At 53.1% G+C, this 12,541-nt stretch carries 10 protein-coding genes; all 10 read left to right on the top strand.

Features of this window, described 5'->3' with window-relative positions; all coding sequences use genetic code 11:
• The first annotated feature begins 49 nt into the window (after positions 1-49).
• The 10 genes from ACTNCH_RS00260 to ACTNCH_RS00215 all read left to right on the top strand — a co-directional run bounded on the left by ACTNCH_RS00260 (position 50) and on the right by ACTNCH_RS00215 (position 12,519).
• Positions 50-1,357, top strand: a complete 1,308-nt coding sequence (locus ACTNCH_RS00260) for a stage II sporulation protein P (protein WP_441015972.1) — start codon at positions 50-52, stop codon at positions 1,355-1,357.
• A 143-nt stretch (positions 1,358-1,500) separates the two neighbouring features.
• Positions 1,501-3,315 carry a translation elongation factor 4 gene (lepA, locus tag ACTNCH_RS00255; RefSeq protein WP_441015975.1) on the top strand — a complete coding sequence of 605 codons (1,815 nt, stop codon included), beginning with the start codon at positions 1,501-1,503 and terminating at the stop codon, positions 3,313-3,315.
• A gap of 13 nt (positions 3,316-3,328) precedes the next feature.
• The gene (hemW, locus tag ACTNCH_RS00250) at positions 3,329-4,456 is read left to right on the top strand and encodes a radical SAM family heme chaperone HemW (protein ID WP_441015978.1); all 1,128 of its coding nucleotides are present in this window, start codon (positions 3,329-3,331) and stop codon (positions 4,454-4,456) included.
• Positions 4,443-6,332 carry a hypothetical protein gene (locus ACTNCH_RS00245; RefSeq protein WP_441015981.1) on the top strand — a complete coding sequence of 630 codons (1,890 nt, stop codon included), beginning with the start codon at positions 4,443-4,445 and terminating at the stop codon, positions 6,330-6,332. Before hemW ends, ACTNCH_RS00245 begins: the two co-directional genes overlap by 14 nt.
• A 26-nt stretch (positions 6,333-6,358) precedes the next feature.
• Positions 6,359-7,072: an HAD family hydrolase gene (locus ACTNCH_RS00240; protein WP_441015984.1), complete on the top strand. Its 714-nt coding sequence runs from the start codon at positions 6,359-6,361 to the stop codon at positions 7,070-7,072.
• Positions 7,073-7,092: 20 nt separating this feature from the next.
• Positions 7,093-8,007, top strand: coding sequence for an AAA family ATPase (locus ACTNCH_RS00235; protein ID WP_441015987.1), 915 nt, complete (start codon positions 7,093-7,095; stop codon positions 8,005-8,007).
• 10 nt (positions 8,008-8,017) lie between these two features.
• A complete protein-coding gene (locus tag ACTNCH_RS00230) occupies positions 8,018-9,811 on the top strand; it encodes a cobaltochelatase CobT-related protein (protein WP_441015990.1) in 1,794 nt (597 codons plus the stop codon).
• A gap of 18 nt (positions 9,812-9,829) precedes the next feature.
• Complete coding sequence (locus ACTNCH_RS00225) at positions 9,830-11,734, top strand: hypothetical protein (RefSeq protein WP_441015993.1); 1,905 nt, start codon at positions 9,830-9,832, stop codon at positions 11,732-11,734.
• A gap of 22 nt (positions 11,735-11,756) precedes the next feature.
• Complete coding sequence (locus tag ACTNCH_RS00220) at positions 11,757-11,987, top strand: hypothetical protein (protein WP_441015996.1); 231 nt, start codon at positions 11,757-11,759, stop codon at positions 11,985-11,987.
• A gap of 1 nt (position 11,988) precedes the next feature.
• The gene (locus tag ACTNCH_RS00215) at positions 11,989-12,519 is read left to right on the top strand and encodes a phosphatase PAP2 family protein (protein WP_441015999.1); all 531 of its coding nucleotides are present in this window, start codon (positions 11,989-11,991) and stop codon (positions 12,517-12,519) included.
• Positions 12,520-12,541 lie beyond the last annotated feature (22 nt).

Raw genomic sequence — 12,541 nt, 5'->3', positions numbered from 1 at the left:
CGGGAATAAGATAAGGAAAGAAGCGAAGGATCGGGGAGGAAGTTCAGGTGTGGCGCAAATTGCATGGAAACGAAAATGGAAACGAAAAAAGAATTTCCGGCTCATGGGGAATATAGGCGTCTGGATCCTGATGGGCGTCATGGGCTTCTATATTCTGGGCAGCAGCATCCGGCTAAGACCCCTGAAGAAGCTCTCCTTTCTCTGGAAATCTCTGCTTCTGGAGACGGAGACCGATATCCGGCGGGCGTCTGTGGAGACCCTCTATCCGGGGCTGGTTTATGCAGCAGGAGATGGGAAGAGGGAAGCAGAAAGTCCGGGCGAATGGCTGCTTCGGCGGGCGGTGGGCGTCTATCCCCTTTACGCCTGTCTGGCCGGGCAGCAGCCCTACGCCACGGAGATAGAGAGTACGGCTGCCTATGAGATCCTGATTAAGGGCGGAGTCCGGGACGAAAATGAGATTGATCAGCAGACAGGGGAGGCCTTTCCATTGGCAGAGCAGACAGAGGAGGAAAACCGGATGCCCCTGGAGGAGGATGCGGAAGGAACTCCAGAAGAAACAGAAGGAGCGGAAAGCATGCCCACAGGTCGGGAATACAGCGACGAGGAGCTGGCGGATTTTGATTTCCTGAAAAATAACTTCTATATCATAGAAAATAATACCGATATCAGCGGTGATCTGCTGGACGGGGAACGGCTATTGTCCATGGACATGACCCTCAGGCAGGATAACAGCGCGCCCCAGATTCTCATTTACCATACCCATTCCCAGGAAGGCTTTGTGGATTCGGTGGAGGGGGACGCCTCCACGACGATTGTGGGTGTGGGGGAGCGGCTTACGGAGCTTCTTCGGGATCGTTACGGCTACAATGTTATACATAATACGAATGTCTATGATTATAGAGACGGAGAGCTGGACCGGAACCGGGCGTATACCCTGGCTGCGGAGGACGTAAAGCATATTCTGGAAGAATATCCCAGTATCGAGGTGCTGCTGGATCTCCACCGGGACGGCGTAGCAGACGGGACGCGGCTGGTGACAGAGGTAAATGGAAAGCCCACAGCCCAGTTTATGTTTTTCAACGGACTGAGCTACAGCAGGCGGAACGGTCCCATTTCCTATCTCTATAATCCCTATATAGGGGAAAATCTGGCTCTGTCCCTGCAGCTGAAGCTGGCCTGTGAAGCCTACTATCCCGGGGTCAGCCGGAAGATCTACCTGAAGGGCTTACGTTATAACCTGCACTTAAGACCCAAGTCCCTGCTTGTGGAAGCCGGGGCCCAGACCAATACCCTGGAGGAAATGAAAAACGCCATGGAGCCCCTGGCAGACGTGCTGCACCGGGTACTGGGGGATTAAATTGTGAAAAGAAAGAAGTTCTGGTTGTCATATAGATGGAAAATGTGGTAACATTTGATGGAACAAAAGAGAAAAGCACGAGCGGGCGAGATAGACGCACCCGCTTTTTGAGGTTTAATCTGAATAAACGGAGGAATTATTATATGACGTCATTTGACCAGAGCAAGATCCGCAATTTCTGTATCATTGCGCATATCGACCACGGTAAATCCACCCTGGCGGACCGGATTATTGAGCAGACCGGCCTTCTGACCAGCCGGGAGATGCAGTCCCAGGTGTTGGACAATATGGACCTGGAGCGGGAGCGGGGTATCACCATCAAGGCCCAGACTGTCCGTACGGTATATAAAGCCCAGAACGGCGAGGAGTACATTTTTAACCTGATCGATACGCCGGGCCACGTGGACTTCAATTATGAAGTGTCCCGGAGCCTGGCGGCCTGCGACGGCGCGATTCTGGTGGTAGATGCGGCCCAGGGTATCGAGGCCCAGACGCTGGCCAATGTATATCTGGCGCTGGATCATGATCTGGACGTGATTCCGGTGATCAATAAAATCGATCTGCCCAGCGCGGAGCCGCAGCGTGTCATTGACGAGATCGAGGACGTGATCGGCCTCGAAGCCCAGGACGCACCCCAGATATCCGCCAAGACCGGTCTGAATGTGGATCAGGTGCTGGAGGCCATCGTACAGAAAATTCCAGCTCCCACCGGAGATCCGGAGGCGCCCCTGAAGGCTCTGATTTTTGACTCTGTCTATGACTCCTATAAGGGCGTTATCATTTTCTGCCGGATCAAAGAAGGTACGGTGAAGAAGGGAACGATGATCCGCATGATGGCTACCGGAGCCGAGGAGGAGGTCGTAGAGGTGGGATATTTTGGCGCAGGCCAGTTTATTCCCTGCGACGAGCTGTCCGCCGGTATGGTAGGCTACATCACGGCCAGCATTAAGAACGTCCGGGATACCCGGGTGGGCGATACCATTACAGACCGGGACAAGCCCTGTGACGCTCCCCTGCCCGGCTATAAGAAGGTATTGCCTATGGTATACTGCGGCCTGTATCCGGCAGACGGGGCCAAGTATCCGGATCTTCGGGACGCTCTGGAGAAGCTGCAGCTCAATGACGCTTCTCTGCAGTTTGAGCCGGAGACCTCGATTGCCTTAGGCTTTGGCTTCCGCTGCGGCTTCCTGGGACTGTTACACCTGGAGATTATCCAGGAGCGTCTGGAGCGGGAATACAACTTGGATCTGGTGACGACGGCTCCGGGCGTTATCTATAAGGTCTACAAGACCAACGGGGAGGTACTGGATCTGACCAATCCCTCCAACCTGCCGGATCCGGCGGAGATTGAGCACATGGAGGAGCCCTTCGTCAGCGCGGAAATCATGGTAACCACAGAGTTTATCGGCTCCATCATGGAGCTATGCCAGGAACGCCGGGGCGTATACCTGGGTATGGAATACATGGAGGAGACCCGTGCTCTCTTAAAATACGAGCTTCCGCTGAATGAGATTATTTATGATTTCTTCGACGCGCTCAAATCCCGTTCCAGGGGCTACGCATCCTTTGACTACGAGATGAAGGGCTACGAGACGGCGGATCTGGTGAAGCTGGATATCCTGATCAATAAGGAAGAGGTGGACGCCCTGTCCTTTATCGTACACAGCAGTACCGCCTACGAGCGTGGACGGAAGATGTGCGAGAAGCTGAAGGACGAGATCCCGAGACATTTGTTTGAGATTCCGATCCAGGCAGCTATCGGCGGCAAGGTGATCGCCCGCGAGACTGTCCGGGCTATGCGTAAGGACGTTCTGGCCAAGTGCTACGGCGGCGATATCAGCCGGAAGAAGAAGCTTTTGGAAAAGCAGAAGGAAGGAAAGAAGCGGATGCGCCAGGTGGGCAACGTGGAGATTCCCCAGAAGGCCTTCATGAGCGTGCTTAAGCTGGACGATAAATAAACGGGAAATGAACATGAAAAAAAAGCTTGGAATCTATATCCATATTCCCTTCTGTGTGCGCAAATGTGCTTACTGTGATTTCCTGTCCGCGCCGGCGGACGCGGAAACCAGAGGCGCCTATGTGCGGGCGCTTAAGGAAGAGATCCGATCAGCCGGGGAGCTGGACGGAAGCTATGAGGGCGCGACCGTCTTTTTCGGAGGCGGCACTCCCTCTCTTTTGGCAGGAGATGAACTGGCAGGGATTCTCGATGAGATTTCCCGGCAGCTCCTTTTGCGTTCTGACGCGGAGATAACAGTGGAATGCAATCCGGGAACCCTGGACAGGAAAAAACTGGAAGCCTATAAAAGGGCGGGAATCAACCGCTTAAGCATCGGGCTTCAGTCGGCGGACAACCGGGAGCTTCGCGCGCTGGGACGGATTCATACCTGGGAAGAGTTTCGGGAAAATTATGAAGGAGTACGGGAGCTGGGCTTTTCCAATGTCAATGTGGATCTCATGTCCGCCCTGCCCGGGCAGACCCGGGAGGGCTGGAAGACCACCCTGGAAAAGGTGACGGATCTGAATCCGGAGCATATCTCTGCCTACAGCCTGATCATTGAGGAGGGCACCCCTTTTTATGAGAAGTATCGGGAGGGCGGCTCCTGTGAGGCTGAGCTTCCGGGAGAGGATCTGGATCGGCTGATGTACGAGGATACCAGGGCGTTTCTGCGGGAAAAGGGCTATGAACGCTATGAGATTTCCAATTACGCAAAGCCCGGTTACGAATGCCGCCACAACCTGTCCTACTGGGAGCGGACAGATTATAAGGGCTTCGGGATCGGCGCTGCCTCTCTTCTGAAAGAAGTGCGCTATAAAAACAGTACGGATTTACAGGAATATCTGAAAGGACATTTTTCCTATGAAAGCATAGAGCCCTTAAGCGCAAAGGACGCGCTGGAGGAAACCATGTTTCTGGGGCTGCGGAAAATGAAAGGTATCGTTCTGAACGATACGATCCGTAGTATTTACGGAAAAAAGATAAAGACCTTGACGGAGGAGGGACTGCTTTGGCAGTCTGAAAACCGTCTCCGTCTGACAGACAGGGGGATCGACATCAGTAATTATGTGTTATCGGAGTTTTTGCTGGATGAAAAACCATAGGGCGCTGACTGTGCTTCTGGCGCTTCTGGCGCTGTTTTTGCTTATGCCGCCGCTGGTACTGACAAAGGTACAGGTGAATTTTGCGGACAGGGATTATACAAAGGCAGATGATTTGAAAATACTGACCTCGCGGAGCGATACTACGATTCCCTTTTCCGGACTCCGGACCACCTATGGACGGAAGGATAAGAGCCGGGTATACTTTCTGGATCCGATTTACAGGAAGGGAAGCTATCTTAGGCGTATCGATCCCATCGATGCAGAATATGATGAGCACGTCCGGATTCAGAGTATAGAGGTCAGCTACAACGGCAGGAAGGGTTTCGTACTGAACGGAGAGGAAATCCTGTCTTATTTTACACTGAATGACCAGGCCGAGGCTGTGGAAAACAGCGACGGAGTGCTGGAGCTTCGGATTACAGGCGCGGATTCCCAGCTGCTTCCCCGGGAAGCCTTTTGTCAGCGGTACGCGGCTGCGGCCAGACAGAGTGCCCGGTTGGGAATTTTATTTCTGGGTATATTCGGCGCGGTGGTTTATGGTCTGGTTGCAGGCTATGGAAGGCTTGGAAAGTCAGATCCGGAGAAACGATGGCTGGACGCTGCGGACGTCTGCCTGCTTCTGGTGGCAGTCGGCGCCCTGACGCTGATGACGTTGACCTCCTTTTACGGGGATCACAAGCTGAATCCGGATGAGTGGGAGACCCGGGACGCGGTACGGTTTTATGAAGAGCATACGCTGCCGCCGGACGTGCGCGATGAGGCGGTGGCGCCTACCATCGGTACCTACGGAACTACCAGACTTACGGAGAAGACCCCCTATTATCTCTATGCGGGCAAGCTGGCCCGGTTGGTTTCGGTGCCGAACCGGGAGCGCTTCTTTGGCCTGTGCCTGGGATTTCTTTTGTTTGCTTTTGCGCTTTCAAAGCTTCGTTCCTGCAGATGGCTGACGGCGGCTGTCTTTCTGACGCCCCAGGTCTGGTACCTCTATTCCTATGGAACCTCCGACGCCCTGGATTATCTGGTGTCGGTGCTGGTGTTGTACCAGCTTACGTTTCCGGAAAGTATGCTGCACCGGCTGTTTGCGCCTGGCCGGAGCCGGAAAAATACAGGACGCTGTCTGCTTCTGGGGCTTCTGTTTGCCCATGTGATGACTGCTAAGGCAAATTATGACGTGATTCTGATTTACGCCTTCCTGATGCTTCTGGTACCCTTGCTGGAGGCAGAGCGGGAGCAGCGAAGGGAGCTGTCCCGGAAATACCTGCTTCTGGTATCGGTATCCGGCGCGTTCCTGGCGGTGCGGCTGGGCTTTGATTTCCTGCATTATGGCCTTCAGAAAAGTGAAATCATGCGGGAAATCATGGTGGAACGCGCGGTAGACAGTCTGAATCCGGCCCTGGATCAGGCTGGTTGGGAATGGTATTTCCAGATGCACGCCCAGGGAATCTCTTTTTGGGACTTCCTGATGAACTATGGATTATTCGGCAGCCTGTTCCGTTCCTTTACCGGAGTCTATGGAGGCATGAAAATTCAGACGCCCGGTCGATATTATCTGGTCATGGGTGCCCTTTATGTGGTATTATATCTGGTGACAGGGTACGGCGTCCGAAGGAATGGAAGCCGGACGGAAAAGCGGCAGGGACTGTTGCTTCACATACCGGCGCTCATTTCCCTGCTTCTGGTTTTTTATAACGGTTATATTCTGGATTTTCAACCCCAGGGACGTTATATGCTGCCAGTCCTGATTTTCATGGCCCATGGTCTTTCCCTGGGAGGAAAGGTTACAGAGAAAAAATGGTATCAGCTGGTGATTTGCGCGACAGCGCTGCTGGGGCTTTATTCCTTTGCCACAGGCGTTCCCCAGCTCTGGGCTATGTGAGCAGATACAAGAGGAGGAGCTTAAGATTGATAAAAGAAGTGATATTTGATATTGACGGTACGCTTTATGATTATGAAAGAGGAAATGCGGAAGGTGTGGCGCGGATGACTGCCTATGCGAAGAAAGAGCTTGGTATTGGTCCGGAGGAATTTATGGCGGAATATAAGAGATTGTATGAGGAAGCCAAGAAGAAGCTGGGAACGGACAATGCGACCATTCACAGCCGCACGATCCGTTTACAGAACATGATGGAAAATTGGGGAAAACCGATTTTTCCCCATGTGGAAAAGTTGTATCACTTATATTGGGGAGGCCTTTTAGAGGCTTCAGAGGCAGAACCGGGAAGTATTGAGGCCGTTCGTGCCCTGCGTGACATGGGCGTCCATATCGGGATCGGTACCGATATGACGGTTACCATGCAGTACAAAAAGCTGGAGCGTCTGGGCTTTGCACCCTATGTGGATCACATTGTAACCAGCCAGGAGGCGGGCCATGAGAAGCCCCATCCGGAATTTATGGCGCTCTGTATCGAAAAAGCAGGCTGCAGCCCGGAGGAACTGGTTTTTGTAGGCGATACTTTTAAAAAGGATGTGGCAGGGCCGGGAGCAGCCGGTATGCATCCGGTGTGGTACCGGGCCAAGGAAAGACCTTTGCCGGAAAATCCGTCGCTGCAGCCCGGGGAATACAAAGTGATCCGGCATTTTGACGAGCTGGTTCCCTATATTAAGGAACTGGGATAATAAAAAATAAGGATGAAATGATGAAAGAATTAGAATATCTGGAAGAACAGAAGGTAAATCCGCTGCTGATCCGCGAGGTGGAGAAATTCCGGGAGAAGTACCCGGTCGAAGAGTCGGTAAAAAACCGGGTGGCGAAGCCGCCGGTTCCGTTTTATGGAAAAGAGATTCTGGAGATGGCCATAGCGGCCCTCCTGCAGGGGGAAAATGTGCTGCTTTCCGGTTCCAAGGCTACGGGAAAGAATATCCTGGCGGAAAATCTGGCCTGGGTTTTTGGCCGCCCCTCCTACAACATCTCTTTTAATGTGAATACAGACAGTAGCTCTCTGATCGGAACGGATACCTTTGTGGACAACGAGGTGCGGCTTCGCAAGGGACCCGTATGCCAGTGCGCCGAGAACGGCGGCTTCGGCGTCTTTGATGAGATCAACATGGCGAAAAATGACGCGGTTTCCGTGCTTCACGCGACGCTGGATTACCGCCGTCTCATCGACGTGCCGGGTTACGACAAGATCGAGCTCCATCCGGCCACCCGTTTTATCGGAACCATGAACTACGGCTACGCGGGAACCAGGGAGCTGAACGAGGCACTGGTATCCCGATTCCTGGTGATTGATATGCCGGCTCTGACCGAGGAAACCCTGCTTCTGATTCTGCGGGCCAATTTCCCGGACGCGAAGGAAGAAGGAATCCGGGCCTTTGCCGGACTCTTCCTCGATCTGCAGACCAAGGCCCAGAACAGCGAGATATCCACAAAGCCGCTGGATCTGCGCGGTATGATCGGAGCCATGAAGACAGTGCGCTGCGGGCTTACCCCCAGAGCGGCCGTTACCATGGGAATTACCAATAAGAGTTTCGACATCTTTGAGAAGGAGATTGTCGGCGATATCGTTATGACCCGGATTCCGGAGGAATGGACCGGCAGCGAATTATTTTAAGTGAGGCAGAATGAAGGAACAGGAAACCCTCAGTGAGGATTATTTTGATGAAAATCAGTATGAGATAGAGAACCGTATCCGGAATCTGTACTGGACGGTCAGCGGGAACTATGGGGAGAATATCAAGCTGGATACGGTCTCCTTTGCCCGTTCGCCCTGGGTGTCCCTCTATGACGCGGTGAAGCAGGGTGCCTTTTCCCGGTATTTTGACCGGAACGCCTTCGGCCTGTATCTGGTGAAGAAGCTGTATTACGGAGCGGACGAGCAGGCGCTGACGAATGTGGCCCAGCTTGCGGTGGACAGCGCGGTGTACAGAAAAATCAGCGCGGAGCGTAAGGGTGTGCAGGAGATCCGGAAGAAGGCCTTTTCCGATCTGCTGGAATACGATTTCACCAGACTGGCCTCCTATTATCTGGGACAGATTAAGATCTGTATGATGCAGCAGGCGGTCCGGGGATCGGTGAGCCATGAGCAGGCCCGGATGCGGCAGGTGCTGGATCTTCTGGCAGAGCTTGAGGATACCTATGATACCATGGAGATTATCCGGGTGACCGATAAGCTTTACAACTGGTTAGTGGATCCTTATTTTGAAAAGAATCATGGAGATCTGGCGAAGGTGCTGGCTGTGACCATGGAGGAGCTGAAGGAATTCAGCTGGAAGGATTATCTGGAGGAGGAAGCGAAGGAAGAGGAGCTGACCCAGGTACTGAATCAGGTGAATCAGGCGGTAACCCAGACCGGGGAAGTGCCTACAGAGCAGGAGGAAAAGCGGGAAAGCCGCATGAAGCGCGTGCTGGTGGACGCAGAGGCGGCAGCCAAGATGTATTCCTACATGGAGCTGAACTATGGCAGATCCTATCTGAGCGAGGGCGAGCAGGCCAGACTGAACCGCAGCATCTGCCGCGGCGCCCATGCGGACTGCAGCCTGTATTTTACCGATGGAATCCTTTCCAATATGGTAAAGAGAAATTACCAGTCGGAGTACGCAAGACGGGCAAAGAGTGAAAACCTCCGGGAATACGGCCATCACACCCGTGTGGCCCGGAGAAATATCGAACTGTTGACTGATACCCTGCGCCGTGCCCTGGTGGCCCGGAGCGAGCGGGAAACGGTGCGCAGCGAGTATGGCGATATCGTGCCCTCCCGTCTCTGGAAGCTTGGACGGAGCCGGGATAAGAAGCTTTTTGAACGGGTTTTGAAAAAGGATAGCTCCGAGTTTGTGGTGCATGTGCTCATCGACGCCTCCGGCTCCCAGAGAAGCCGCCAGAGCCTGGTGGCCCTGCAGGGCTATATTATCAGTGAGGCTCTGAGTAATGTGCAGATCCCCCACCGGGTCATGGGCTTTTGTACCTTCTGGGATTACACGGTCATGCAGAGATACCGGGACTACGACGATCCCAAAGAGGCCAACAAGCGGATTTTTGAATTCCACGCCTCCTCCAATAACCGGGACGGTCTGGCTATCCGGGCGGCAGCGGCAAGCCTGCGGGATCGTCCGGAGGAGAATAAGGTTCTGATTGTCTTAAGCGACGGACGGCCCAATGATATTATCGTGAACCGTCCGAACAGTAAGAATCCCATGCCCTATGCGGGAGATTACGCAGTGCGGGATACAGCTTCCGAGGTGAGAAAAGTGCGGGCGGAGGGAATCTCCGTGCTGGGCGTCTTTGCCGGAGAGGAACAGGATTTACAGGCAGAACGGCGGATTTTCGGTAAGGATTTTGCTTATATCCGTAATATTATGAATTTTTCCAGTGTGGTAGGAATCTATCTGAAACGGCAGTTGGACGATACGGCACAGTAAAAAGGCGAGGAGTTTTATATGAAAATGTGGCTGAAAAAATGGTGGAAGCCATTGGCGCTGCTTCTGGTGCTGGCAGGCTTTCTTCTGCATCCGCCCCTGGTGCTTACGGAGTTACGTGTGGATTTTGAAAAAGAAGATTACACGGCGGGCCATCACTGTAAGATATTTGCTTCCCCGACGGAAAATCTGGGCGTGAACAGTGTAAAAAACGCGGACAGGAAGACGGGGGAGGCCCGGTTCTTTTTCTGGGATATCCGGTGGCGGGACGGGAAGACCCTGAAGCGGCTGGATCCCATCGATTACAACCTGGACGATGAGATTCGGATTAAGGACATCGCGTTTTTTATCAACGGATTTTATGCGGGAGAGCTGTCGGGGGAAAGGCTTTTCGCTTCGTTTACCCCCAATGAACAGGTGGAGATGTACGAAACGGATACGGGCTCCCTGGGACTTTATATTACCGGAGAGGATTCCCAGCTTCTGACCACAGAGACTTTCCGGAGCTTTTACCGGGAGATCGCAGGGCGCTATGCCCACACGGGAATCTTTTATCTGCTTCCCCTGCTTCTGGCGCTCTGGGCTGCGGCAGAATTCTATATGCGGCAAATCTGGAAAAAGAGAGGAGAACGATTTTTCCTGGTCGTGGACACGCTGTTTTATCTGGCAGGGCTTGCAGCGCTGGCCCTGATCCTGACCGGAGCTTTTGTGGGATCGGATATGGTGAATCCGGATGAATCGGAGGCTGTCTATTCGGTGCAGTATTATATTACCCATTGGAAGATTCCGGATGCCAGAGAACTGGAAATGGCAGCCTATTCCGTATTCGGTACCGCGCGTCTTACGGAGCTGAATCTCTTTTATATCCTGGCGGCACAGATTGCAAGGCTCTTTACCTTTGAGCACGCGGTCCGTCTGTTTAGCGTCTTGATGGCGGCAGGCCTCTTTTACCTGATTTTCTGCAATCTGAAGAAGAATCGCTGGCTGCTGGCCGTCATGTTCCTGACGCCGCAGATCTGGTATCTCTATACCTATTGTACCTCCGACGCTATGGATTACGCAGTCGGGGCGCTGGTGCTGTACCAGGTGGCAAGGCCGGACAGTATGCTGCAGAAGCTTTGTAGCCGCGGAGTGAAAAAGGCGGACTGGTGGAGAATTCTGCTTCTTGGCTTCCTCTTTTCCAATATTTTTATGGCCAAACAGAACTTCTATGTGTTTGCCATCTACGTCTTCTGTATGCTGCTGGTGGATCTTTTCACAGCGCCTGTGGAGGAAAGGAAAAAGCGGTTTATCAGCTATCTGTGGGTAGCGGGCTTTGCTCTGATGTTCCTGGGAATCCGGTATATTCCGGAGCTTTTACATTATGGAATCCATCGTCACCGGGTTCTGGTGGAGCTGCAGGAGCAGATTGCGATTCCGAAGCTGAATCCGGCGTCCCCGCCTTCGGAGCAGAGCTCGGCCTTCAATCTCTATGGCAAGGGCGTTACCCTTTCCGAGCTGCTGTTTCATATGGGACTTCACAAGACGACCTTCCGTTCCTTCGTGGGAACCTATGGAAGCCTCCAGTTTCCGAGTCCCGACTGGTATGTGCTGCTGATGGGCGGGCTGTATGTGATTTATCTCGTCGGCTGCTGTGGGGCCGTGATCCGGGAAAAGGGTCACGGAGAGCGGAAGGTGAAGCTTGGGCTTCTGTTCTTCTCGGCGTTTGTCTCCTACGGGCTTCTGGTCTACAACGCCTGGTTTATCGATTATCAGGCCCAGGGTCGTTACATGGTCCCGGTGCTGATTTTTGCCGCCCATGCCGCGGCTCTGAAGCCGGAGGTTTCACAGAAAAAATGGTTCCAGCTGGTGCTGGCGGCTACGGCGCTGTTATCCCTGTATTCTTTTGCGTTTTACTGCATTCCGAATATCAGGCCGCCGTATTAAAGCGAAAGAGAGGTTGTCAGAAATGAAAGAGTACGAGGTTGTTCACGAGATTTTCAATGAATGTGCCAATAATCAGATGCGGGACGTCTTTATCGAGGAGACGCCCATTGCAGACCTGGAAGAATATGTAAGAAAACGTCATGAAAAAGACCGGGATTTTACCTTTGAGCGGGAAGACCTGGCAGATGGAACTGTCGTTTATCATGTGAATACCTCCGGGCTTTTGCAGCGATACACCTTTACGGAGATTTAAGATGGAAAAATTTTTTGAATGGGAATACCGGTTTATGATGTTTTTGCAGAACAGCATTCGTGGACCGCTGCAGAACAGAATCATGTGGTGCATTACCTCTCTGGAAAACGCAGGTTTTCTGTCTATAGCGGCCTGCCTGGCTCTGCTTTTAGAGCCCCGCTGGCGAAGAGTGGGGGAAGCGGCTACTGTCTCTATGATTCTGGAATTTCTGACGGTCAATCTGCTTCTGAAGAACTGGGTGGCGAGAGTGCGTCCCTATCATCTGTTAGAGGATCTGATCCTTCTGGTGCGGGAGCCGGCCGATTATTCCTTCCCTTCGGGACATACAGGCGCAGCCTTCGCAGTGGCCTCGGTTATGTTCCTGGGCATGCCCCACAGCATTGGCGTTCCGGCGATACTGGTGGCTTCGGTTATTGGGTTTTCCCGGATTTATCTGGGCGTACATTTCCCGACAGACGTGCTGGGCGGTGTAATTGTGGGCTGTCTTACGGGCTTTGTGGCCTGGAAGCTGACGGGATTGAAGTTCCGGTAGGAAAACGGACATAAAAAGAGCT

The organism is Candidatus Merdisoma sp. HCP28S3_D10, from assembly GCF_052065835.1.
Classification (GTDB): Bacteria; Bacillota; Clostridia; order Lachnospirales; family Lachnospiraceae; genus Laedolimicola.
Note: the sequence above shows the minus strand (reverse complement) of the source record. Positions and strands in the feature narration are given on the sequence as shown.